This window comes from Staphylococcus massiliensis CCUG 55927, from assembly GCF_000298075.1.
GTDB classification, from domain to species: Bacteria; Bacillota; Bacilli; order Staphylococcales; family Staphylococcaceae; genus Staphylococcus; species Staphylococcus massiliensis.
The window spans coordinates 174598-201131 of record NZ_JH815593.1; the positions used below are offsets into that span (position 1 = coordinate 174598).

The window sequence follows — 26534 nt, forward strand, 5'->3', positions numbered from 1 at the left end:
ATGTTACTATGTTTAATTGAGTTTTTGTAACAAGGCGCCCATATTACATGTTTGATTGAGTCTTTGTAACAAGGCGTCCATGTTACATTGTTTGAGTTGATCTTTGTAACAAGGCGCCCATGTTACATTGTTTGAGTTGATCTTTGTAACAAGGCGTCCATGTTACATTGTTTGAGTTGATCTTTGTAACAAGGCGCCCATATTACATTGTTTGATTAAGTCTTTGTAACAAGGAGAATTTTCGCCATCGAAAATTTTTTCATTATTTGAATCGTTGGTTTAATTATTGATTATGATTTCTATATGATAGCGTTGCCGTTATGCGATTGTTTTATTTTTCTTTCGCGTAACGGCCTCGTTATGCGATTGTTTAAAATTTCTATCGCGTAACGGCCTCGTTATGCGATTGTTTTGAAAATCTTTCGCGTAACGGCCTCGTTATGCGATTGTTTGAAATTTCTTTCGCATAACTGACCCAATACAAGACTATTTAAAATCATATTTTCCTTAAAAGTCTCAAACAAGAAACGTTCGTCTGTTTAGACGAACGTTAACCCGCTTCCTTCTTAACTTTTCAGAAGTATCATCTAAAGGGCTTTTCAAGGAGGGGACACGTCCTTTCTTTTGTGAAAGCGTGATTTATAGTATAATAAAGAGAAATTAAATGGATGAAAGGTGAGAATGGATGAAATGCCCCAAATGTAATGCTACTCAATCTCGCGTGGTAGATTCTCGTCACGCGGATGAAATGAATGCAATAAGAAGACGTCGCGAGTGTGAAACTTGTGGTACACGTTTTACTACATTTGAACATATTGAAGTGAGTCCATTAATTGTAGTGAAGAAAGACGGTACGAGAGAGCAATTCAACCGCGATAAGATTTTGAATGGGCTGGTCCGTTCATGTGAGAAAAGACCCGTACAATTTCAAAAATTAGAGGAAATTACGAATAAAGTAGAATGGCAATTGCGAGAAGATGGTCATTCAGAAATATCTTCACGTGAGATTGGTGAGTACGTGATGGATTTATTGATGCACGTTGACCAAGTATCCTACGTGCGCTTTGCGTCAGTTTATCGAGAATTTAAAGATGTCGATCAATTATTACAATCCATGCAAGGTATTTTAAAAGATAATAAACGGAGTGAGTAAGTATGTCGATGTCGTCTTATGATTTTAGCCTAAGACCTCAAGATGGTTTTAGTGTAGTACAAGACTTTCACTTTTCACATATGCAGCAAAATGTACTAAATAGACTCTTTACGCCGTTAATCGGGCCTAAAGCAGTAGGTATCTATATTTATTTAAGTCAATTTGGCGAAATGATGGAAGCGGTACCGTTAACGCATTATACGATTATGAATGAATTAAAAGTTAATTTGATGAAATTTAGAGCCGCGATGGATGCGTTAGAGGGCATTGGGCTTATTAAATCCTTTGTGCAACATAATCAAGATGCGTCACATTTTATTTATCAACTATTGCCTTTACCTACACCACATCAATTCTTCCAAGATCCAATGTTATCTGTGTATTTATATCAAGCTGTAGAGAAGAAGCGTTACCAACAATTGAAGGCGTATTTTACGAAGCCAAACGAAGACTTAAGTGCTTTTCAAGAGATAACGAAGAAGTTCACGGATGTCTTTGAAATACCTAAGGACGCGCTTAGCTTGGACGCGACGAACGTTCAAGGGGAGCAGAAGTATCAAGGTGTCGACTTATCAGAGCTTAAATTTAACTTTGAGACGTTATATGATTTATTGCAACATCACTATGTGAGTAAGGAAATTGTGTCGAAGGATATTAAGGCGCTCATCATACAACTCGCGACGCTATACGGATTGAATGAGTCGTCGATGAAATCTATCATTCTAAAATCTTTAACGAGTAATCAACGCATTTCGACTGAGTCGCTGCGTAAATATGCGCGTTCGTATTATCTGATGGAGCATGAAAAAGAATTGCCTGAATTAAAACAGCAATCGTATGAGCGCGAGGATTCTAAAACGCGTGAACAGGCGACTTCATCTGAAGATGGAATGGCAGCTTGGTTTGAATTGTTGGATGAGACGAGTCCAATTGATATGTTAGCATCGTGGTCAGAATCTGAACCAACCATACGTCAAAAGAAACTCATAGAAGATTTGATTGAACGTGAGAAATTACCATTCGGCGTTATTAATATCTTGCTACAATATGTCATGCTTAAAAATGATTACACGATTAATCGTTCTTATGTAGAAGAAATTGCGTCAAGCTGGAAGAAAAAGGGCTTACTAAATGCTGAACAAGCCTATGAACACTCTAAGAACATTCAAGAAAGCCAACAAAAGCGAAAAGCTTCTAAAGCGAAATCATCTCAGAAACAAATTGTTTCTAAAGAGAAAACGCCTAAATGGCTTCAAAATAAGAAATCGAATGCATCTAAACCTGCTAAAGGTAAGAAAACATTGTCAGCTGAAGAAGAAGCGGAACTTGAGAAGAAACGACAGGCCTTTTACAAAAGGTTACAAGAAAATTGGGGGGAGGATGACGTATAATGAAATCTTTCGGAAGTATTATGGGAAACCAAGATAAGTTACAAGCGCGCATTGACAAAATCAAACGCGATGTGCTAAAGGATCCTGATGTTAAGGAGTTCTTAGATGCGCATCAATCAGAATTGACGACACATATGATTGATCAAGATTTGAATATTCTGCAGGAGTATAAAGACCAGCAAAAACATTACACAGACAATCATAAGTTCGAAGATTGTCCGAATTTCGTTAAAGGTCACGTACCGAGCCTGTACATCGAGAATGGTCGTATTAAGATCAAATATACGCCGTGCCCATGTAAAATTAAGCACGATGAAGAGAAAGCATTTAAGAATTTGATTACGTCATACCACATGCATCATGATACGTTAAATGCGAACTTGAAAGACATTCATTTAGATGACCATCAACGTATTGAAATTGCGCAGGAAGCTGAGAAAGTGTGTAATGCAATAACGGAAGGTCGTTCTGTAAAAGGTTTTTATATCTATGGGCCTTTTGGCACAGGGAAATCGTTCATCATTGGTGCCATGGCTAATCAATTACGTACTAAAAAAGTGCCGTCAACGGTTGTCTACTTGCCTGAATTTATCCGTGCGTTGAAATCTGGTATTAAGGATGGGTCGTTTGAAGATAAATTAAAATTTGTTCGAGAGGCTAACGTGTTGATGTTAGATGACATTGGTGCTGAAGAAGTGACACCATGGGTTCGTGATGAAATTATTGGACCAGTATTACATTATAGAATGGTGAATGAATTACCGACGTTCTTTACATCTAACTTTGATTTAGACGAGCTTGAACATCACCTTTCAATTACCCGTGGAGGCGCGGAAGCTACGAAGGCTGCACGTATCTTGGAGCGTATTAAAACATTAGCAACGCCATTTTATTTAGATGGTGAAAATTATAGAAACAATTGAAATTTGAGATAAGTGTTGTATAATAGACTTAAATTCAAAGGAAAAATCTCGAGGATACGATAGATGAATCACTGTATGTACAGAGAATTATGCATATGTTGAGAGCATGAGATACATATTTATTTGTTACTCCCTCTTTGTTGGTGTTTGTAATGAACACCCGGCTCAAGACCGTTATCTTAAGTAGAGTTACTTTTAAGTGCGCATGCATTTATGAGTCAATTAGGGTGGTAACGCGATTTAGACCTCGTCCCTTTATGGGATGGGGTCTTTTTTGCGTTTTTTAAAATAAAAGGAGGCAATATCATGGATCAAATTAAAGTAAAATTTCCAGATGGTAATGTGAAGGAATTTGAACACGGTACAACTACTGAAGATATCGCGCAATCTATTAGTCCTGGATTACGTAAAAAAGCAGTTGCCGGTAAATATAATGGGCAAATGGTTGATTTAACACGTCCACTTGAAGAAGATGGAGAACTTGAAATAATTACGCCTGGTAGTGAAGAGGCGTTAGAAGTATTACGTCACTCAACAGCACACTTAATGGCGCAAGCGTTAAAACGTTTATATGGCGATGTTAAGTTTGGTGTTGGTCCTGTTATCGAAGAGGGCTTCTACTATGACTTTGATATGGACACTCGTATTTCAAGTGAAGATTTTGACAAGATTGAAAAGACAATGAAGAAAATTGTCGACGAAAATCATAAAATTGAACGTAAAGTTGTATCACGTGACGAAGCTAAAGATTTCTTTAGCGATGATCCATACAAGCTTGAATTAATTGATGCGATTCCTGAAGATGAGAACGTGACACTTTATTCTCAAGGTGAATTTACTGACCTTTGTCGCGGTGTACACGTACCTTCAACTTCTAAAATTAAGGAATTTAAATTATTATCAACAGCTGGTGCTTATTGGAGAGGCGATAGTAACAATAAAATGCTTCAACGTATTTATGGTACAGCCTTCTTCGATAAGAAAGCATTAAAAGAGCATTTAAAAGTTTTAGAAGAGCGTAAAGAACGTGACCACCGTCGTATTGGTAAAGACTTAGAGCTTTTCACAAATAATCAATTAGTTGGTGCTGGGTTACCATTATGGTTACCAAATGGTGCAACAATTCGTCGTGAAATCGAACGCTATATTGTTGATAAAGAGGTTGCGCTTGGTTATGACCACGTGTATACACCAGTTATGGCGAACGTTGATTTATACAAAACGTCAGGTCACTGGGATCACTATCAAGATGATATGTTCCCGACAATGAAATTAGATGAATCTGAAGAAATGGTAATGCGTCCGATGAACTGTCCACACCACATGATGATTTATGCGAACAAGCCGCATTCTTATCGTGAATTACCAATCCGTATTGCGGAACTTGGTACAATGCATCGTTATGAAGCAAGTGGTGCTGTTTCAGGTTTACAACGTGTTCGAGGTATGACTTTAAATGATGCACATATCTTCGTGCGTCCAGATCAAATTAAAGAAGAGTTCAAACGCGTTGTTGAAATGATTATTGAGGTTTACAAAGATTTCGGATTTGAAGATTACCGTTTCCGTTTAAGTTATCGTGACCTTGAGGATAAAGATAAATACTTCGATGACGATGACATGTGGTTAAAAGCAGAAGGCATGTTAAAAGAAGCGGTTGATGAGTTAGGCTTAGAATATGAAGAAGCAATTGGCGAAGCGGCATTCTATGGTCCTAAGCTTGATGTTCAGGTTAAAACTGCGATGGGTAAAGAAGAAACGTTATCTACAGCACAACTAGACTTCTTATTACCACAAAAGTTTGATTTAACATACATCGGTAGTGATGGTGAACATCACCGTCCAGTCGTTATTCACCGTGGTGTCGTATCAACTATGGAACGTTTCGTTGCTTTCTTAACTGAAGAAACTAAAGGTGCATTCCCAACATGGTTAGCGCCTAAACAAGTCGAAATTATTCCAGTAAATGTAGACTTACACTATGATTATGCAAGACTTTTACAAGATGAGTTAAAATCTCAAGGCGTACGTGTATCAATCGACGACCGTAATGAGAAAATGGGTTATAAAATCCGTGAAGCGCAAATGAAGAAAATCCCTTACCAAATTGTTATTGGTGACAAAGAGGTTGAAAATAAAGAAGTTAACGTGCGTAAATACGGTTCACAAGATCAAGAAACTGTTGAACGCGATACATTTATCTGGGATTTAGTTGACGAAATTCGTCTGAAAAAGTAATGAAAGCTTGAAAATATACACATTATAATGTATAGTTATCTTTAATTAAATATTTAAAGAAGTTAGAGGTCGCAACTTTAATCAGTAGTACTTCAGAAGTTTGATGAAACATATGTTGAAAGTACGAAAGGTAACGTTGCCGAAACAAAGCGTATTCATCGTACGTTTTGTTGGGCCAATTGCCGAAAGGAATTGGACTGTCACAACATGTGATGTGCTACCTATATAAATGACAAAAGGTTGCATTTCAAAATGCAGCCTTTTATTTTTGCCTCTCAACTGAAGAAAGGATAAGAATATGGAAAATAATCATAAGACACAAAATGAAGTACAACGCGGTCTTAAAGATCGTCACGTCTCCATGATTGCTATTGGAGGTTGTATTGGTACAGGATTATTTATGACATCTGGTGGTGCCATTCACGATGCTGGGCCACTTGGTGCCTTACTCGGTTATGCGATAATCGGGATTATGGTATTCTTCTTAATGACCTCACTCGGTGAAATGGCAACATATTTACCGGTTTCAGGTTCATTTAGTACATATGCGACACGATTTGTAGATCCGTCGCTAGGATTCGCCTTAGGTTGGAACTACTGGTTTAACTGGGTCATTACCGTTGCAGCCGATGTAACCATTGCAGCGCAAGTTATACAGTATTGGTCGCCGTTACAATTTTTACCAGCTTGGGGTTGGAGTGCGATATTCTTAGCCATTATTTTTGGACTTAATATGTTAAGTGTTCAAGTATATGGTGAGAGTGAGTATTGGTTTGCTTTAATCAAAGTTTTAACAGTAATCGTGTTTATTATAGTAGGTTTACTTACAATTTTTGGTATTTTAGGTGGACCATTCATTGGATTTGAAACGTTTATGCAAGGTGAAGGACCTATTTTAGGTGATGGCCTTGGTGGTAGTTTCTTAACGATTCTTGGTGTATTCTTAATCGCCGGTTTCTCATTCCAAGGTACTGAGTTAATCGGTATTACAGCAGGGGAATCTGAGAATCCAGAGCGTGCTGTGCCAAAAGCTATAAAGCAAGTATTCTGGAGAATTTTGTTATTCTACATTTTAGCCATCTTTGTAATTGGTATGTTAATTCCGTATACAAGTGGTGCTTTAATGGGTGGCGAAGAAGATATCGCGATGTCGCCGTTTACACTTGTATTTAAGAATGCAGGACTTGCTTTTGCAGCATCATTTATGAATGCCGTTATCTTAACTTCTGTATTATCAGCAGGTAACTCAGGCATGTATGCGTCAACGCGTATGCTTTTCTCAATGAGTAAAGATAAACTTGCTTGGAAACAGTTCGGTCAAACGAATAAACAAGGTACACCGATTATGTCATTATTAGCAACTGCGATTATTGTTATTATCGTATTCTTACTTCAACATATTAGTGGTGAAGCTTATGAGTACATCGTTGCGGCAAGTGGTTTAACAGGCTTTATTGCCTGGGTTGGTATTGCGATTTCCCATTATCGATTTAGACGTGCGTTCAAAGCGCAAGATTATGATAAATCTAAGTTAAAGTATAAAGCGATGTTCTTCCCATTCGGCCCAATTTTCGCTGGTTTACTCTGTGTACTTGTTATCTTAGGTCAGGATGTTGACTTAATTAAAACAGGTGATTTTGATATTAAACGATTCTTCATCACTTACATGGGTATTCCGATATTCTTAGCATTCTTTATCTATCATAAAATAAGATATAAAACGAAGAAGATTCCATTAAAAGAAGTTGATTTAAGTCAAGAGAACTCAATGGATCAAGTAAAACATAATTAATTTAGAAAAAGTGATTGACTTTAATGAACATACTTGGTAAGATAGTAGACGTTGAATACGAAACGGACCAAGTAGAAGCATCCCGCTTCTCACCTGTAGCGACGCACAAGCTGTTGGCAGGTTAACGACAATTACATGTATGTTCATGTGCGTTAAGGAGCGGGAGACATTTATGTCTTTCGCTCTTTTTTGCTTGGACGATTCGTAAATTCATTGGGAGGTGTCAACCATAGCTAAAGATCAAACGCAAGTTAATGAGAGAATCCGCGCAAAAGAATTACGTTTAATCGGTCAAGATGGTGATCAAATTGGAGTTAAATCTAAAAAAGAAGCCCTTGATATGGCCGATCGTGTTGGTTTAGATGTCGTAGTAGTAGCACCTAAAGCAAAACCACCAGTTGCTAGAATCATGGATTACGGTAAATACAAGTTCGAGCAACAGAAGAAAGAAAAAGAAATGAAGAAGAAACAAAAAGTCGTTAACGTAAAAGAAATCCGTTTAAGTCCTACAATTGAAGAGCACGATTTCAATACAAAACTTAAAAACGGGCGTAAATTCTTAACTAAAGGCGACAAATGTAAAGTTTCAATTCGTTTCCGTGGTCGTGCGATTACTCATAAAGAAATTGGTCAACGTGTCTTAGAACAATTCGCTGAAGAATGTAAAGACATTGCGACTGTTGAGCAAAAGGCTAAAATGGAAGGACGCCAAATGTTCTTAATGTTAGCCCCAATCAACGAAAAATAAACAAATCTATAGGAGGAATTATTCATGCCTAAAATGAAAACTCACCGTGGAGCTGCTAAACGTGTTAAAAGAACAGGTTCAGGTAAATTAAAACGTTCTAGAGCTTTCACTTCTCACTTATTTGCAAACAAAACAACTAAACAAAAACGTAAATTACGTAAAGCTTCATTAGTTTCAAAAAGTGATGCTAAACGTGTACGTCAATTATTAACATACGTAAAATAATCTAAATTCAAAGAATGCATGAATAGACATGCGAAAAGTTAAAAGGAGGAATTCTATATGCCACGTGTAAAAGGTGGAACAGTAACAAGAGCGCGTCGTAAAAAAACGATCAAATTAGCTAAAGGTTACTTCGGTGCTAAAAGCACTTTATATAAAGTAGCAAAACAACAAGTAATGAAATCAGGTCAATATGCATACCGTGACCGTCGTCAAAGAAAACGTGATTTCCGTAAATTATGGATCACTCGTATCAATGCAGCAGCTCGTCAACACGACATGAGCTACTCAAGATTAATGAACGGTTTAAAACAAGCTGGTATCGATATTAACCGTAAAATGTTATCTGAAATCGCTATTTCAGACGATAAAGCGTTCGGCGAATTAGTATCAAAAGCTAAAGACGCTTTAAAATAATATAAATGATTCAAACTAGGACATAAGTACGTGTCCTAGTTTTTTTGTTTTTAGATGGGGATTGTTGAAGGCAGTTCGGTTAGGTGGGGATGGATGGGCTGTTATAGAAGGGTTATTTGTAGAAAGGGTGTTGCAGGGGGCTATTATGGTAGTTCCGTTACGCGAAAGAAATTAGAAACAATCGCATAAGGGGTCTGTTACGCGAAAGATTTTAGAAACAATCGCATAAGGAGGCCGTTATGCCAAAGAAATTAAAAACAATCGCATAACGCCCCTCGACACCATATAAAAAACTAAATCAAAATTTACATCTGTGATTTAAATTATGAGAAATTTTCGCTGACGAAAATTCTCCTTATCACAAAGAATAACGCCAACAATGTAATAAGGGCGCCATGTTACAAAGACTTACGCAAACAATGTAATAAGGAAGCCATGTTACAAAGTCTGACGCCAACAATGTAATAAGGGCGCCATGTTACAAAGACTTACGCAAACAATGTAATAAGGAAGCCATGTTACAAAGTCTGACGCAAACAATGTAACATGGACGCCTTGTTACAAAGACCAACGCCAACAATGTAATAAGGAAGCCTTATCATAAAAATTTACATAAACTATGTGACATGGCGATGCATAAATACTTACTATTGCCCAACTGAACGTAAACTGCCAACTTAACTCTTAGGGGCTTTTCCCAACGAAATAAGCTAATCCATCATAATACGCAAGGCCGAATTATTACCAACATCCCGTAACCTCACTTTTGTTTGGAAATTAACTTTGATAAAATAAAGGCAAGTCATAGCAAAGGAGATTATTATGTCTAAATTTGATGAAATGATTACGGTTGTTCCGAGAGAGGTTATCTTTAACAAGGAACAAAATGCGTTTAACGGGTTTATATCTAATGAAGATAAACGTGCAAATGAAATTTATGAAACTTTAAAACAATATGAAATTAAAAGACGTGGCGATATGGAAGAAGATCCAAATTATAAACAATTAATTTCTTACGTTATCTTAGAAAACGAAGATAACGATATTCTTGTATACGAACGTCTTTCAGGTGGCGGCGAAGAACGTTTACACGGTCAATCATCCATCGGCGTTGGTGGTCATATGAATGATGTAGAGGACGCTAAGACGATTGAAGATGTAGTACGTACGAATGCTGCACGTGAACTTGAAGAAGAAGTAGGGCTTTCAGAAGAAGCCTGTAAAAATATGGAACATATCGGATTTATTAACGATGATGGCAATGAAGTAGGCCGAGTTCACATCGGTGTAGTCTTCAAAGTAAAAGTTAATAAAGACGAAGTTGAATCAAAAGAAACGGATACGCTTAAATTAGAGTGGGTGAAAGAAGACGACATTCAAGATCTTTCATCATTTGAATCATGGAGTGCACTCATTTTAAAAGCATTCCAATAAGAGGTGAATACGATGTCAGACATCATACCTTTTCCGCACCTAAAAGAAAAACTTATTCGAGACATTAAGTCCGAGATGGATAAAGGTCAGTATGAAGAGGCCTATGATTCATTCATGGAATATGAGAGACACTATGAAATGTCTGATGAACTGGCGCTTAAGAAATGCGATTTACTATACAAGATGGAAGCGTTTCTCGAGTTACGAGAAGAAACAAGCATCTTACTGAATAAAGGCATCAAAGATTACGATCATCTCATATACTTACACGTCTTAAGTCTGTATGAATTAAAGCAATATTTCATTGCGGTTGAAATTATTGACCAGATTATGGATGAAGTGGTTGAGCACAAGACGCGTTTAAAGTTACTACCGATTAAAGATCAAGCTGAGGAGAAACTTGAGCATAAACGTAAGCATGCGCAAGTGATCTTGCAGGATTTCGAGAATCAGACGATGCGCGAACAGATTCAAATCATGCTGACGTTAATTGATGACAATCAATTCTTATTCAAACATACGGTAGCAGAACTTCTAACGACACAAACGTTCCATCCAAACGTCATGAGTATTATGCTTGAATACTTGCGTTTTGCTACTTTCCGAAAAGAACTTAAGATACAAAAACTTGAACAAACGATTACGGTCGTACCATCGCGATTACCAGGTATAGAAAAAAGTCAATTTAAGACAGATATCATACCTGAAATCGTTGATAAACTTGAAGACGATATGCCATCCATTCTTACCGATGCGTTTACGGTATTAAATACGCATGCAATTCTCATGTATCCTCTAGATATTTATGAGATATTTGATAAGGAAACATGGATAAATGGCTATGTATTTTATTTTGAACAAATGGTCGATCATACGTTAGAATATAATGATGAGTATGATGATTTCATGTCATTTATTAAAAAATTAGAATCAATAAGTATCGGCAGTTGAAAGAACTGTCACCTATGTTATAATGTAGAAGTTGAAAAATTTTAAAATAGGAATATCATGGAGGTTTTTATACATGACAGCAACTTGGGAAAAAAAAGAAGGCAATGAAGGGTTACTAAAAGTAACTGTACCTTCTGAAGAATTAGATAAAGCATTAGACAAAGCTTTTAAAAAAGTAAGTAAACAAATCAACGTACCTGGTTTCCGTAAAGGTAAAGTACCACGTCAAATCTTCGAACAACGTTTCGGTGTGGAAGCATTATATCAAGATGCTGTAGATATCTTATTACCAGAAGCTTATGGTAAAGCTATCGATGAAACTGAAATCAACCCAGTTGATCAACCAGAAGTAAACGTAACTCAAATCGAAAAAGGTAAACCTTTCGAATTTGAAGCTACAGTTACAGTTGAACCTGAAGTTGAATTAGGCGACTACAAAGGCCTAAAAATCGAAAAACAAGATACTGAGTTAACTGATGAAGAAGTTGACGAACAAATCAACCAAAGCTTAGAACAAATGGCTGACATGGTTGTTAAAGAAGAAGGCGCTGTTGAAGAAGGTAACACTGTAAACATCGACTTTGATGGTTATGTTGATGGTGAACAATTTGAAGGCGGCCAAGCTGATGGTTATGACTTAGAAATCGGTTCAGGTATGTTCATCCCTGGTTTCGAAGAACAATTAGTTGGTCTTAAAGTAGGCGAAGAAAAAGACGTTGAAGTAACGTTCCCAGAAGAATACCACGCTGAAGAATTAGCTGGTAAAAAAGCTACTTTCAAAACTAAGTTAAACGAAATCAAACAAAAAGAAGTACCAGAATTAGACGATGAAGTTGCAAATGAATTAGATCCAGAAGCAAATTCAGTAGATGAGTATAAAGAAAACTTACGTAAGCGTTTAGCTGAACAAAAAGAACAAAACGCTGAAAACGCTAAGAAAGAAGAAGCAATCACAAAAGCTACTGAAAATGCTAAAGTAGATATTCCAGATGCAATGATCAAAACTGAAACTGACCGTATGTTACAAGAGTTTGGTCAAAGATTACAACAACAAGGTCTTAACCTTGAAACGTACTTCCAAATCTCTGGTCAATCTGAAGATGACTTACGTGAACAAATGAAAGATGACGCAACTGAACGCGTTAAAACAAACTTAACGTTAAGCGCAATTGCTGACACTGAAAACATCGAAGTTAACGACGGCGATGTTGACGCTGAATTAGAAAACATGAGTAAGCAATTCAACATTTCAGTTGAAGACATCAAGAAAACTTTAGGTAACACTGATATCGTTAAGAATGACGTTCGTGTTAAAAAAGTTATCGACTTATTAGTATCTGAAGCTAAATTAGTTGAAGCTAAAGATAATAAAGAAGACGACAAAGAAGCGTAATTAAAACAATCGTTAAATTAAATAAATGATGTATGGAGCTGGGACAATTCATGTTCTAGCTCCATGCTATTTCTTAAGGAAACTTAAGACGCAAAATTTTAAATAAATCAAGTTAAAACTTTATGTTGATTGCATACAAATCTAATCTAAAAGATAAGCATTAAAATTTGACTATACCTTAAATTTTGTTATATTTTGATAAGACTCCAAAACAAGCGTCATTTTGGTTAATAAATAAAGAGAGATTTACCATTAATTCGCACATTTACACAAAACTAAATATATATCTAAATTAATTTGAACCGAAATGACCTTAAATTTGCATAATAAAGTGTGAAATAGTATAGTCGGTAAGGAATAGGGGTGTAAAAGTATGTTTAAATTTAATGAAGGTGAAGAAAACTTAAAATGTTCATTCTGCGGAAAAGACCAAGATCAAGTTAAAAAACTTGTCGCAGGTAGTGGCGTTTATATTTGTAATGAATGTATCGAATTATGTTCTGAAATCGTTGAAGAAGAACTAGCTCAAAAAGATACAACAGAAGTTACAGAATTACCTACACCTAAAGAAATTATGGAACAGCTTAATAATTATGTTATCGGCCAAGATAAAGCTAAAAAATCTTTAGCTGTTGCTGTTTATAATCATTATAAACGTGTACAACAACTTGGACCTAACGAAGATGAAGTTGAATTACAAAAAAGTAATGTTGCTTTAATCGGACCTACAGGTAGCGGTAAAACATTACTCGCTCAAACTTTAGCTAAGTCACTTAACGTACCATTTGCCATTGCAGATGCGACAAGCCTTACTGAAGCGGGTTACGTTGGTGAAGACGTTGAAAATATCTTACTTCGTCTTATTCAAGCTGCAGACTTTGATATTGATAAAGCTGAAAAAGGTATCATCTATGTCGATGAAATTGATAAAATCGCACGTAAATCTGAAAATACGTCAATTACACGTGACGTTTCAGGTGAAGGTGTACAACAAGCCTTACTTAAAATCTTAGAAGGTACAACTGCAAGTGTGCCTCCTCAAGGTGGACGTAAGCATCCTAACCAAGAATTTATTCAAATTGATACAACTAATATTTTATTCATTCTTGGCGGTGCTTTTGATGGAATCGATGATGTTATCAAACGTCGTTTAGGTGAAAAAGTTATTGGTTTCGCTAGTAATGAAGCTGATAAATACGACGAAGACTCCCTACTTGAGCACATTCGTCCAGAAGACCTTCAAACGTATGGTTTAATCCCAGAATTTATCGGTCGTATTCCAATTGTAGCGAACCTAGAATCACTAGACGTTGAAGCCTTAAAAAATATTTTAACGAAGCCTAAAAATGCGCTTGTTAAACAATATACGAAAATGCTAGAACTTGATAATGTTGATTTAGACTTCACTGAAGATGCGCTTGCTGCAATTAGTGAAAAGGCTATTGAACGTAAGACAGGTGCACGTGGTCTAAGATCAATTATTGAAGAAGCATTAATTGAAATTATGTATGATATTCCATCATCAGATGAAGTAGCTAAAGTCGTGATCACGAAAGATACGATTGAGAATGAAGATGCTCCTGAGTTATATGATTCAGAAGGTAATCTTGTTAATGATGAAAAAACATCAGCATAATCAAACTGCTTAACAATTAGATTGGTGCATTAACGTTGTTTAATGTATCAATCTTTTTTTAATGGGTATGAGTGAAACTATATCAAGTAATTAAGTGAGGAAGAAATTATGGAAATCAATCCTAATGAAATTGAATTATTAATTAGTGCTGTCCGAAAAGACCAATATCCAGAAACAGGTTTATCTGAAGTTGCTTTAAGTGGACGTTCTAATGTAGGTAAATCTACATTTATCAATAGTATGATCGGGCGTAAGAACATGGCACGTACATCGCAACAACCTGGTAAAACGCAAACGCTCAATTTCTATAATCTCGATAATAAGCTCGTGTTTGTCGATGTACCAGGATATGGTTATGCCAAAGTGAGTAAGAAAAAGCGCGAAGAATTCGGTAAGATGATTGAAAAATATATCACTGAACGTGAAAGTTTAAAGCTCGTTGTCCAATTAATCGACATCCGTCATAAACCGACTGAAGATGATATTCTTATGTATGATTATTTAAAACACTTCGATTTACCGACTTTAGTTATCGCAACGAAAGAAGACAAGATTGCTAAAGGTAAGGTTCAAAAGCATATTAAAGTGATTAAAGAAGCGCTAGAACTTGAGCCTGAAGATCAAATTATTAGTTATTCATCTTTAAATACGAATAAAAAGCAAGTTATTTGGGATGCGATTGAAAGTTATTTATAATCGTTATAAAGACGAGATAAGTATTAGGGCGAATGATGATGAAATTCGACAAAATTATGACGATAGATTAAAATCTTTCTAATTTAGGCGTTATCGTATCGCATTGAAAATTAGCCCTATGTTACAATATGAATAATGGAAATTTAAGAAGGGGCGTTATACATGCATTTAATTGCAATAAGTATTAATCATCGTACTGCAGAAGTTTCATTACGTGAACAAGTTGCTTTTAAAAATGATGAAATCGAGCGTGTTCATACGCAATTATTTGATACGAAATCAATTTTAGAAAATGTAATATATTCAACTTGCAACCGTACAGAAGTATACGCTGTTGTAGACCAGATCCACACAGGGCGTTACTATATTCAACGCTTTTTAGCGCAATCATTTAACATGGAAGTTGATGACATTAAAGATATGTCAGAGGTATTCATTGGTGATGCAGCAGTTGAACATTTATTTAAAGTTACGACAGGCCTAGATTCCATCGTTCTTGGTGAAACTCAAATCTTAGGTCAAATTCGTAATGCATTCTTTACTGCACAAGACATGCATACGACAGGAACGATCTTTAATCATTTATTTAAACAAGCGATTACCTTTAGTAAACGTGCACATCATGAAACAGATATCGCAGACAATGCTGTTAGCGTATCATATGCTGCGGTAGAACTTGCGAAGAAGGTATTCGGTAACCTTCATAAGAAACGTGCGTTAATTATCGGTGCCGGTGAAATGAGTGAATTATCACTGCTTAACTTGAAGGGTGCAGGTATGACAGATATTCACATTGTTAACCGTTCCTTTGAAAAAGCAGATGCACTTGCCTCTAAACACAATGTTATGAGTCATGATATGTCTCAGTTAACGACATTACTTCGTGATGTTGATGTGGTGATTAGTTCCACTCGAAAAGATGGCTTTGTACTTGATCGTGACATGGTGCAAGATGCTACGATGCAACGCCATAATGATTCATTAGTAATGATTGATATCGCTGTACCTCGTGATATTGATCCAAAGGTCGCTGACATCGATTGTGTATTCAACTATGACGTAGATGATTTAAATGGCTTAGTAGACGCAAACCTTAAAGAACGTCAATCAGCAGCCAATGAAATTTTATCTATGATTCCAAATGAAATTGATGCGCATAACGATTGGGTAAACATGTTAGGTGTGGTACCTGTAATTCGAGCTTTAAGAGAAAAAGCGATGGGTATCCAACAAGACACAATGGCAAGCATCGACCGCAAATTACCTGATTTAAATGAGAGAGAACGTAAAGTGATATCTAAGCACACGAAAAGTATTATCAATCAAATGCTTAAAGATCCAATTAAACAAGCTAAAGAACTTAGCAATGATAAAAATAGTAAAGCGCGTTTAGAATTATTCCAAGAAATCTTTGATATTGATGTTTTAGATGAATATCAACAAGAAATTGAAACGCGTAAGTCATATTCCAAGAAGCGCAGTATCTTTAATTTAAATCATTTAACATGATGGTGATGTCATGCAAGATTCAATATTTATACGTTTTCATGAAATTATTCTTTTAATCTATGTCTTAAGTATAGGTTTTTATTTCATTGATTTTATTAAACACAACTACAAAGTTAAAATGCTCGGTGTCTATACACTTGGGATTGTTTGGGTTTTGCAAACAATCTCTTTAACTATGTTTATAATTGAAACGAGAGACTTTCCGTTTGGGTCGATATCCGAAGTATTTAATGTTCTAACCTGGCTCATTATACTCGTCTCTCTAATCACACACCGTATTAAGCGATTAGACTTTTCAATATTTTTATTAAACCTTATAGGATTTACGCTACTTACCTTGCACACTTTCCAACCTACACAGTATAGTTCAGGTGGTTTAAGACTTGAAGCTGTAAATGAACTCCTGATGATTCACATTTCACTTGCGATTGTAAGTTATGTCGCTTTTGCTTTCGCATTTGTAAATGGCTTACTCTTTCTCGTTCAATATCGTAACCTCAAGGAAAAGCGCTTTGACCATTCGTACTTCAGAATTGGTAGCGTAGCCTTCTTAGAACAATTATTATTCTACAGTACGTTAACGGGATTTATTATTCTTGTCTTAAGTTTAATATTAGGTGGTCTGTGGGGTTTATTTACGATAGGTAGTGGTATCTTACTTGATCCTAAGGTTATCTCTTCATCAATTATCGCTTTATTGTATGGCATCTTTATTTATTTATTCGTACGACGTAAGCTTAATCCAAAACATTTAATCTATATCAATATCGTGTTATTTTTGCTTTGTATGATTAACATGATCGTTATCACGCAATTATCCACGTTCCATCAATGGACAGGGAAGTAATGTTTAGCCAATTTTGTTAGGAGGCAACTATGAGAAAATTAATCGTAGGTTCTAGACGTAGTAAATTAGCACTTACACAAAGTAAGCAATTTATAGAACAACTTAAAAGTGTATCTGAAGGGCTTGAAGTTGAAATTAAAGAAATCGTTACGAAAGGTGACCAAATTGTAGACCGTCAATTATCTAAAGTTGGCGGTAAAGGGCTTTTCGTGAAGGAAATTGAGCAAGCACTTTATAATCATGAAATCGATTTAGCGATCCATTCGCTAAAGGATGTACCGAGTGTCATGCCTGAAGGTTTAACGCTTGGTTGTATTCCTGACCGTGAGAATCCGTTTGATGCGTATATTGCGATTGACCATGTGCCATTAGATGAACTTAAGCCTGGTAGTATTGTTGGTACAAGTTCGTTGCGTCGTGGCGCGCAAATTCTCGCTAAATATCCGCATCTTGAAATTAAATGGATTCGCGGTAATATTGATACGCGCTTACAGAAGCTACAAGATGAAGATTATGATGCGATTATTCTTGCCGCTGCAGGTTTAAAACGCATGGGTTGGCCAAGTGATATGGTTACGACGTACTTACAACCTGACACGTTAATCCCGGCTATCGGTCAGGGCGCGCTTGGTATTGAATGCCGAAGTGATGATACAGAATTATTAGAATTACTTCAGAAGGTGCATAATGCATCTGTTGAACGTTGTGTGACGAGTGAGCGTACGTTCTTAAAAGAAATGGACGGCAGTTGTTCAGTACCTATCGGTGGTTATGCGACTGAAGATGATGAAGGTACGATTACGTTTACAGGTCTAATTATGACGCCTGATGGTAAAGAGCGTTATGAATGTACGAAAGAAGGCACTGACCCAGTAGCTTTAGGTAAAGCTGTTAGTGATGAACTTAAATCACAAGGTGCTTATGAAATTATTAAAAACTTAAATGAAAATCAATAATACGTAAGGAGGGCTAATTTATGAAACCGACGATTATTATGACACAGTCTACGCGTTATCAACATCCTGATGCGCATGTGTTACATCTACCGTTCATTAAAATTAGTCCTCTTTCTTTACCTTCGAACTTTAATAATCAATCGTATGACTGGTTAATTCTAACGTCTAAAAATGCGGTCACACATTTTAAACCCTATTTAGACCATATCCATTATAAGAAGCTCGCAGTTATTGGAGAAAAGACGAAGCAACTGTGTCATGATTTAGGTTTGAAGGTGGACTTTTGTCCAAAGGACTTTTCACAAGAGGGGTTTCTTGAAGCATTTCATGGAAAGGAAGGACGTGTTCTGATTCCAAGTAGTCTTAAGGCACGACCTAAACTTGCTGAAACGCTTCGAAATCGTGGTTTAGAAGTTACAAAACTTGATTTATATGAGCCAATCGCACATGATAAACATATACAAGAAGCAATTCAATTAATTGAAAGTAATCTAATAAATGCGTTAACATTTGCTAGTAGTTCAAGTGCACGCTATTACTTTTCAAAGGGTGGCGATACGACGTTTCAACATTATTATGTGATTGGTCATGAAACGTTAAAAACTGTTGAAAGTTATGGTGCAAGCGCTAAGGTGGCGCCAATTCAGACGCTAGATGCTATGATGCAAACAATATTAAGAAAGTAGGCGACAATATGCAATTTGATAGACACAGAAAATTACGTAGTTCAGCGACAATGCGTAACATGGTGAGAGAGACACATTTACGAAAAGAGGATTTAATTTATCCAATCTTTGTTGTTGAAAAAGACGATGTTAAGAAGGAAATCAAATCTTTACCTGGTGTTTACCAAATTAGTTTAAATCTGTTACATGAAGAAATTAAAGAAGCTTATGAACTTGGTATCAGAGGCTTAATGTTTTTTGGTGTACCTAATGAGAAAGATGATGTAGGTACAGGTGCTTACCATAATCATGGTGTCATTCAAGAGGCAACACGCATTTCTAAATCGCTTTATGATGACATGTTAGTTGTTGCGGATACATGTCTTTGTGAGTATACGGACCACGGTCATTGTGGTGTAATTGACCCGGATAAAAAAGATGTCGATAATGATAAATCACTAGACTTACTTGTTAAGACGGCTGTATCTCAAGTAGAAGCAGGTGCAGATATTATCGCGCCAAGTAATATGATGGATGGCTTTGTGGCGACGATACGTAAAGGTTTAGATGAAGCGGGTTATGAATATGTGCCAATTATGAGTTACGGTATTAAATATGCGTCAAGCTTCTTTGGACCGTTCAGAGACGCCGCAGAATCAACACCATCATTTGGTGACCGTAAGACGTATCAAATGGATCCTGCTAATCGCTTAGAAGCATTCCGCGAATTAGAAAGTGACTTGAAAGAAGGTTGTGACATGATGATTGTGAAACCTGCTTTAAGTTATTTAGATATCATTCGCGATGTGCGTAACCGTACGAATGTACCAGTTGTTGCTTATAATGTAAGCGGTGAATATAGTATGACGAAAGCGGCAGCTTTAAATGGTTGGATCGATGAAGAGAAAGTTGTTATGGAACAAATGATTTCAATGAAGCGTGCAGGCGCAGATATGATTATTACGTACTTTGCTAAAGACATTTGTCGTTATTTAAATCAATAAGGAGGCCAATTCATGCGTTACAATCAATCAATTGAAGCTCATCAGAAAGCTGAAAAACTAATGCCAGGTGGTGTTAATAGCCCCGTTCGTGCATTTAAATCTGTAGATACACCAGCCATCTTTATGGATCATGGTGAAGGGTCTAAAATTTATGATATCGATGGTAATGAATATATCGATTATGTGTTAAGCTGGGGACCTTTAATCCTAGGACACAAGAATCCTCAAGTTATCGAGAAATTACATCAATCTATCGATAAAGGTACAAGCTTTGGTACGTCAACTTTAGAAGAGAATAAGTTAGCTGAACTTGTTATTGAACGTGTACCATCTATTGAGAAGGTACGTATGGTGTCATCAGGTACTGAAGCGACACTTGATACGTTACGTTTAGCTCGTGGTTATACAGGTCGTAATAAGATCGTTAAATTCGAAGGTTGCTACCACGGTCATAGTGACTCATTACTAATTAAAGCAGGTTCTGGCGTAGCGACATTAGGTTTACCTGATTCTCCAGGTGTCCCTGAAGGTATCGCTCAGAACACAATTACAGTTCCTTATAATGACTTCGATGCCATCAAAGTAGCGTTCGAAGAGTTTGGTGACGATATTGCAGGTGTTATCGTCGAGCCAGTAGCAGGTAACATGGGTGTTGTGCCGCCTAAAGATGGCTTCTTAGAACATCTACGTGACATCACTAAAGAACATGGTTCATTACTTATCTTTGACGAAGTGATGACTGGATTTAGAGTAGGCTATAACTGTGCGCAAGGTTATTTCGGTGTGACACCTGATTTAACTTGTTTAGGAAAAGTCATTGGCGGTGGCTTACCGGTAGGCGCTATCGGCGGTAAAGCTGAAATTATGGACCATATTGCGCCAGTTGGTGATATCTATCAAGCAGGTACACTATCAGGTAACCCACTCGCAATGACAAGTGGTTATGAAACGTTAAGTCAGTTAACTGAAGAAAGTTACGAATACTTTAACGAACTCGGTGACTTATTAGAAGAAGGTCTTAAAGAGGTATTTAGTAAGCATAACGTACCAATTACAGTAAACCGTGCTGGCTCAATGATTGGTTACTTCTTAAACGAAGGTCCTGTAACAAATTTTGATGAAGCAAACAAAAGTGATTTAGAATTATTTAGTAATATGTATCGTGAAATGGCTAAAGAAGGTGTCTTCTTACCGCCATCTCAATTCGAAGGTACGTTCTTATCAATGGCGCATACTAAGGACGATATTGAGAAAACAATTCAAGCTTTTGATACAGCGTTAAGTCGTATTGTTTAACTTTCGTTTTAATAAAAGGGCGATTGTAAGATAACGTTTGATCCAAGGCATTTTAGCTTAAATGCTCTGAATGTCTTGGGTCTTTTTTAGTATTTAATTGTAGTTTGGTTGTTTATATTTATTAGAGAATGGTTTGCTTTTCGCTATGCCTTGCTTACTTAGCTTGTTGGATTGCTCATGCAATCCTCTATGCAAGGGACCTTCCTGTGGCGTCGCTTTGAGCTAAAGCTTCGCTTGGATCTCCCTTCCTCACAGTGCCACGGGAGTCTCAAAGCTTGCATTCTCTAATACTTTTAAAGACAATTCAATTAGATTTAATTAAAACTAGCCCTTATAGCATTAAAGATACTGGTATTACAATTCCTTAAACAGCTGACTCCTAGGGGCGGGGCCCCGGCAAAGGAATTTGCGTAAGCAAATTATCAAGCTATACAAGCCGGGGCTTAAGCGTGGTGCAAAGTAGCAATGCTACTTTGTAAGTCCAACTAGCAAACTGGAAGTTTGAGTTGGACTTTAGAGACTACAGGCTCAGGCCACGCCCCAGGAAAGCATGCTGTTTATTGGAATTGTTTTAATAAAATACGTTTTAAACCAGATATACTTTTATTTTTTTAGATAGGCTCATTTAAGCTTTATTAGGAGGGATGATTTGAAACGAAGTGATCTCAATAAAGTAATCATCTTACTATTATCTGTCGTATGTGGCTTTATCCTACAAGCATTACATATCATATTACCTTGGATGTTCGGTCCCATTATTGCAAGTTTAATTTGTACGAAGCTTTTCAAGATGCAAATTAAATGGCCGACATGGCTAAGTAACCTTGGGTTAATAGCACTCGGCATTCAAATTGGAACGTCATTTACGAAGACCGTAATCGGTGATATCAAAGATGATTGGATTTCTATTATATTAGTAAGTATCTTATTGCTTATGCTTGCGTTAATCATTTCTATACCTTTCAGAAAGATAGCGGGCATCAATCGAGAAACGGCGATACTAAGTGTTATCCCAGGTGCGCTCAGCCAAATGCTTGTCATGGCTGAAGAGAATAAGAAAGCGAATATGTTGATCGTGAGTTTGACGCAAACTTCACGCATTATCTTCGTCGTGATGTTGGTACCTTTATTATCATTTCTCTTCCAGGAAAAGGATGCTAAGAACCAATCGAGCTTTGACACGTCGTATCTAACTGAGACGCTTAATATTTGGCATGTGTTGATACTTGTAGCAGGTATCGTTGTCGTATATTACATCATGAAAGCAATCAAATTCCCAACTAAAATCTTATTAGCACCGATTGTTGTGCTTATCGTGTGGAATTTATCAACGGAAATCACGTTTACGCTAGACCCGTGGTTAATCGCCATTGCGCAAATTATTTATATGATTCGAATTGGGCTACAAATATCGAACTTACTAAATGATTTAAAAGGGCGTATCGCGATTGCAATTGCCTTTCAAAATATCATGCTTATTTTAACGGCTTTACTTATGGTGATCGTATTACATTTCTTTAATCATCAATCTATTAATGAGTTGTTCTTAGGTGCTGCACCTGGAGGCATGAGCCAGATTATACTCGTTGCATTAGAAGTAGGCGCAGATGTGGCGATGATTTCAAGCTATCACATCTTTAGAATTTTCTTTATCTTGTTTATCATCGCGCCTCTAGTTGGCTATTATTTAAAATACATGAATCAAAAAAAGCAGGAATGAGGTATAAGCTCATTCCTGCTTTTTATTTGTTCTCAGGGTTGTTAGGGCAATCTACAAGATGTCCATTGTACATCCCACAAGCTTCCATAAAGGAGTAAACAGTTACCGGTCCTAAAAACTTAAAGCCATATGTCTTAAGATCCTTAGATAAGCGTTTAGCACGTTCATCAACTGTAATAGCTTCACGTTCTTCTCGTGTTTTAAATTTAAAATTAATAGGTTCATGGTCTACATATGACCATAGAAAATCGCTAAAACTTCCAAATTCTGCTTCAATCTTTAGAAAGCCTTTTGCTTGAGAGACAATGGCTTCTAATTTCTTGCGATTATGCACAATATTAGGAAACGACATTAATTCATCGATGTCAGCTTCAGTCATTTCAGCAACTTTAGTAGGTTCAAATTGATGAAAGGCGTCTTCATAGCTTTCCTTTTTCTTAAGTATCGTTAACCAGGAAAGACCGGCGTGCTGTGATTCAAGGGCAATTAATTTAAACAAGTCTTTTGAATTATACATGGGTTGTCCCCAAACGTTGTCGTGATATGCGATATAGATAGGATCTTTCGTTCCAAAAGCACAAGGGTTCATGTGTAGCAACCTCCCGTATATTGACTTATGACCAATATCAGTATACTATATTAAAGTAGATGAATATAGTTTAGGGAAGAGTATGTTATGTGACGTTTTAAGAGAGTGTACGTGTGCTGTGAGTACATAGCGTTCATAATTGAAGGTAGCCCGAGATAACTTTTGCTGAAATGGGAAAGACTAGGTAAAAGCGTGATTGAGCGTTAATCAAATTGGAGTGCTTCATAATACGTTGTTATTATGTCGAATATAGGTGGTACCACGGAACATCCGTCCTATTATGGACGGGTGTTTTTTATATTTTAAGGAGGTTTTTGATATGGAAATGAAGCCTAAATATAATCCAAATGAAGTTGAAAGTGGTCGTTATCAAAAATGGTTAGACCAAGGGCTTTTCAAAGCAGGACAAGATGAATCTAAAGAAACATACACGATTGTGATCCCGCCTCCGAATGTGACAGGTCGTTTACATTTAGGTCATGCATGGGATACAACGTTACAAGATATGATTACGCGTATGAAACGTATGCAAGGTTATGACACATTATATTTACCAGGTATGGACCATGCTGGTATTGCGACGCAAGCTAAAGTGGAAGCTAAGATGCAAGAACAAGGTATTTCACGTCATGACATTGGTCGCGACAAATTTATGGAAAAGGCTTGGGACTGGAAAGAGGAGTATGCGTCATTTATTCGTGAACAATGGGCGAAACTTGGTCTAGGCTTAGATTATAGTCGTGAGCGCTTTACTTTAGATGAAGGTTTAAGTAAGGCTGTTAAGAAAGTCTTTGTGGATATGTATAACAAAGGTCTGATTTATCGCGGCGAACGTATTATTAACTGGGATCCTAAAGCGCGTACGGCTTTATCTGATATTGAAGTGATTCACGAAGACGTTGAAGGTAAATTCTATCACTTTAAGTATCCATATGCGGATGGCGATGGATATATTGAGATCGCGACGACTCGTCCTGAAACAATGCTTGGTGATACAGCGATTGTGGTTAACCCTGATGACGCGCGTTATCAAGACGTTATTGGTAAGTATGTGACGTTACCGATTGTAGGTCGTAAGTTACCAGTTATTGCGGATGATTACGTTGATATGGAATTCGGTAGTGGTGCGATGAAAGTTACGCCTGCACACGACCCGAACGACTTTGAAATCGGTAATCGCCATGATTTAGAACGCATTGTTGTAATGGATGAATCTGGTTGCATGAACGATAAAGCGGATAAATACGAGGGTATGGATCGCTTTGAATGTCGTAAGCAACTTGTTAAAGACCTTGAAGACGAAGGTTTAGTTATCAAGATTGAAAGTCATATGCACTCAGTTGGTCACTCAGAACGTAGTGGCGCGATTGTGGAACCTTATCTTTCAACGCAATGGTTCGTTAAGATGAAGCCGCTTGCTGAGCGTTCGCTTAACAACCAAGATACTGATGAACGTATCGAATTCGTTCCGCCTCGTTTTGAAAAGACCTTTGCGAGATGGATGAATGAAATTAGAGACTGGACTATTTCTAGACAGTTATGGTGGGGTCATCAAATTCCAGCTTGGTATCATAATGAAACAAACGAATTATACGTTTCAGAAACGCCACCTGAAGACATTGAGAATTGGACGCAAGATCCAGACGTTTTAGATACATGGTTCTCAAGTGCGTTATGGCCGTTCTCAACGCTTGGTTGGCCAGATGAAGATAGCGCAGATTATAAACGCTTCTACCCAACTAACGTGCTTGTGACAGGTTATGACATCATATTCTTCTGGGTAGCACGCATGATATTCCAAGGTTTAGAATTTACAAATCAAAAACCATTCAACGACGTGTTATTACACGGCTTAGTACGTGCTGAAGATGGCCGTAAAATGAGTAAATCATTAGGTAATGGTGTAGACCCAATGGATGTTATCGATGAATACGGTGCAGATAGCTTACGTTACTTCTTAGCTACAGGTTCATCACCAGGCCACGACTTACGTTACTCAACTGAAAAGGTTGAATCTGTATGGAACTTCATTAATAAGATCTGGAACGCTGCACGATTTAGCTTAATGAATATTGGTGAAGACTTTAAGTATGAAGATATTGACTTAAGTGGTGAATTATCACTAGCAGATAAATGGATTTTAACGCGTTTAAATGAAACGATTCAGACGGTTACAGATTTAAGTGATAAGTATGAATTCGGTGAAGTTGGTCGTAACTTATACAACTTTATTTGGGATGAATTCTGTGATTGGTATATCGAAATGAGTAAGATCCCGATGAATGGTGACGACGAAGCGCGTAAACAAACAACACGTTCTTTATTAAGTTATACATTAGATCAAATTATGCGTATGTTACATCCATTTATGCCATTTGTAACGGAACATATTTGGCAAAACTTACCACATCAAGGTGACTCTATTGTTACCGCATCTTGGCCGAAAGTCGATACGTCACTTCAATTTGAAGATAGTAAAACGACGATGGAACATCTCGTAGAAATTATCAAAGCAGTACGTCAGTCTCGTTTAGAAGTGGATACACCACTTTCTAAAGAAATTCCGATTCGTATTCAAGCTAAAGACGACAATGTTAAAGCAGTTCTAAACGACAACCGCGACTACATCGAGCGATTCTGTAATCCAAACGAACTCGTTATTGATACTGATGTTGAGATTCCTGAAAAGGCTATGACATCAGTAGTGACTGCAGGGGAAGTGATTTTACCATTAGAAGGTTTAATCGATATGGATAAAGAGCGTAAACGTTTGGAAAAAGAACTTGAAAAATGGCAAAAAGAATTAGACCGCGTTGAAAACAAATTAGCTAACGAAAACTTCGTTAATAAAGCACCAGAAAAAATTATCCAAGCTGAACGTGATAAACAAAAAGATTACCAAGAGAAATACGATGGTGTAAAATCAAGAATAGAACAATTAAACGTATAGGAGT

General features: G+C 36.9%; 22 protein-coding genes, 1 riboswitch and 2 other annotated features. Of the genes, 21 read left to right on the forward strand and 1 reads right to left on the reverse strand.

Annotated elements, in window-relative coordinates:
* Positions 1–685 precede the first annotated feature (685 nt).
* From nrdR to A33S_RS0101305, 20 genes are all read left to right on the forward strand, one after another.
* Positions 686–1153 (forward strand): transcriptional regulator NrdR, encoded by a 468-nt coding sequence (gene nrdR / locus A33S_RS0101205; protein ID WP_009381903.1) that lies wholly within the window; start codon positions 686–688, stop codon positions 1151–1153.
* 2 nt (positions 1154–1155) lie between these two features.
* Positions 1156–2544 carry a replication initiation and membrane attachment family protein gene (locus A33S_RS0101210; protein WP_017176465.1) on the forward strand — a complete coding sequence of 463 codons (1389 nt, stop codon included), beginning with the start codon at positions 1156–1158 and terminating at the stop codon, positions 2542–2544.
* Positions 2544–3467: a primosomal protein DnaI gene (dnaI, locus tag A33S_RS0101215; protein WP_009381892.1), complete on the forward strand. Its 924-nt coding sequence runs from the start codon at positions 2544–2546 to the stop codon at positions 3465–3467. The genes A33S_RS0101210 and dnaI overlap by 1 nt, the downstream gene beginning before the upstream one ends.
* A 306-nt stretch (positions 3468–3773) precedes the next feature.
* Positions 3774–5705: a threonine--tRNA ligase gene (thrS, locus tag A33S_RS0101220; protein WP_009381891.1), complete on the forward strand. Its 1932-nt coding sequence runs from the start codon at positions 3774–3776 to the stop codon at positions 5703–5705.
* A 55-nt stretch (positions 5706–5760) separates the two neighbouring features.
* Positions 5761–5933, forward strand: a riboswitch (Lysine riboswitch).
* 70 nt (positions 5934–6003) lie between these two features.
* A complete protein-coding gene (locus A33S_RS0101225; RefSeq protein WP_017176466.1) occupies positions 6004–7497 on the forward strand; it encodes an amino acid permease in 1494 nt (497 codons plus the stop codon).
* Between the two features lie 63 nt (positions 7498–7560).
* Positions 7561–7694 (forward strand) — a sequence feature (ribosomal protein L20 leader region).
* A 23-nt stretch (positions 7695–7717) separates the two neighbouring features.
* Positions 7718–8245, forward strand: a complete 528-nt coding sequence (infC, locus tag A33S_RS0101230) for a translation initiation factor IF-3 (protein WP_009381887.1) — start codon at positions 7718–7720, stop codon at positions 8243–8245.
* Positions 8246–8269: 24 nt separating this feature from the next.
* Positions 8270–8470: a 50S ribosomal protein L35 gene (gene rpmI, locus A33S_RS0101235; RefSeq protein ID WP_009381881.1), complete on the forward strand. Its 201-nt coding sequence runs from the start codon at positions 8270–8272 to the stop codon at positions 8468–8470.
* Positions 8471–8527: 57 nt separating this feature from the next.
* Positions 8528–8884, forward strand: a complete 357-nt coding sequence (gene rplT, locus A33S_RS0101240; RefSeq protein ID WP_009381875.1) for a 50S ribosomal protein L20 — start codon at positions 8528–8530, stop codon at positions 8882–8884.
* A gap of 822 nt (positions 8885–9706) precedes the next feature.
* The gene (locus A33S_RS0101250) at positions 9707–10318 is read left to right on the forward strand and encodes an NUDIX domain-containing protein (protein WP_009381874.1); all 612 of its coding nucleotides are present in this window, start codon (positions 9707–9709) and stop codon (positions 10316–10318) included.
* 12 nt (positions 10319–10330) lie between these two features.
* Positions 10331–11269 (forward strand): hypothetical protein, encoded by a 939-nt coding sequence (locus A33S_RS0101255; protein ID WP_009381873.1) that lies wholly within the window; start codon positions 10331–10333, stop codon positions 11267–11269.
* A gap of 73 nt (positions 11270–11342) precedes the next feature.
* Positions 11343–12662, forward strand: coding sequence for a trigger factor (gene tig / locus A33S_RS0101260; protein WP_009381872.1), 1320 nt, complete (start codon positions 11343–11345; stop codon positions 12660–12662).
* Between the two features lie 373 nt (positions 12663–13035).
* The gene (gene clpX / locus A33S_RS0101265) at positions 13036–14298 is read left to right on the forward strand and encodes an ATP-dependent Clp protease ATP-binding subunit ClpX (RefSeq protein ID WP_009381871.1); all 1263 of its coding nucleotides are present in this window, start codon (positions 13036–13038) and stop codon (positions 14296–14298) included.
* Between the two features lie 108 nt (positions 14299–14406).
* Positions 14407–14994, forward strand: coding sequence for a ribosome biogenesis GTP-binding protein YihA/YsxC (gene yihA / locus A33S_RS0101270; protein ID WP_009381869.1), 588 nt, complete (start codon positions 14407–14409; stop codon positions 14992–14994).
* Positions 14995–15156: 162 nt separating this feature from the next.
* Positions 15157–16503 carry a glutamyl-tRNA reductase gene (gene hemA, locus A33S_RS0101275; protein WP_009381867.1) on the forward strand — a complete coding sequence of 449 codons (1347 nt, stop codon included), beginning with the start codon at positions 15157–15159 and terminating at the stop codon, positions 16501–16503.
* Between the two features lie 10 nt (positions 16504–16513).
* Positions 16514–17350: a cytochrome C assembly family protein gene (locus A33S_RS0101280; RefSeq protein WP_009381865.1), complete on the forward strand. Its 837-nt coding sequence runs from the start codon at positions 16514–16516 to the stop codon at positions 17348–17350.
* Between the two features lie 29 nt (positions 17351–17379).
* Positions 17380–18306 carry a hydroxymethylbilane synthase gene (hemC, locus tag A33S_RS0101285; RefSeq protein ID WP_009381863.1) on the forward strand — a complete coding sequence of 309 codons (927 nt, stop codon included), beginning with the start codon at positions 17380–17382 and terminating at the stop codon, positions 18304–18306.
* Between the two features lie 20 nt (positions 18307–18326).
* Positions 18327–18992 (forward strand): uroporphyrinogen-III synthase, encoded by a 666-nt coding sequence (locus tag A33S_RS0101290; RefSeq protein ID WP_009381862.1) that lies wholly within the window; start codon positions 18327–18329, stop codon positions 18990–18992.
* 8 nt (positions 18993–19000) lie between these two features.
* Positions 19001–19975 (forward strand): porphobilinogen synthase, encoded by a 975-nt coding sequence (gene hemB / locus A33S_RS0101295; RefSeq protein WP_009381861.1) that lies wholly within the window; start codon positions 19001–19003, stop codon positions 19973–19975.
* A gap of 12 nt (positions 19976–19987) precedes the next feature.
* Positions 19988–21271, forward strand: coding sequence for a glutamate-1-semialdehyde 2,1-aminomutase (gene hemL / locus A33S_RS0101300; RefSeq protein ID WP_009381860.1), 1284 nt, complete (start codon positions 19988–19990; stop codon positions 21269–21271).
* A 649-nt stretch (positions 21272–21920) separates the two neighbouring features.
* Positions 21921–22991, forward strand: a complete 1071-nt coding sequence (locus A33S_RS0101305) for an AbrB family transcriptional regulator (protein ID WP_017176468.1) — start codon at positions 21921–21923, stop codon at positions 22989–22991.
* A gap of 22 nt (positions 22992–23013) precedes the next feature.
* On the opposite strand, the gene A33S_RS0101310 is transcribed toward A33S_RS0101305, so the two are convergent.
* Positions 23014–23580, reverse strand: coding sequence for a DNA-3-methyladenine glycosylase I (locus tag A33S_RS0101310; protein WP_009381858.1), 567 nt, complete (start codon positions 23578–23580; stop codon positions 23014–23016).
* Positions 23581–23640: 60 nt separating this feature from the next.
* Positions 23641–23861, forward strand: a binding site (T-box leader).
* Positions 23862–23899: 38 nt separating this feature from the next.
* Between A33S_RS0101310 and A33S_RS0101315 the strand changes: the two genes are divergently transcribed.
* Complete coding sequence (locus tag A33S_RS0101315) at positions 23900–26530, forward strand: valine--tRNA ligase (protein ID WP_009381857.1); 2631 nt, start codon at positions 23900–23902, stop codon at positions 26528–26530.
* Positions 26531–26534 lie beyond the last annotated feature (4 nt).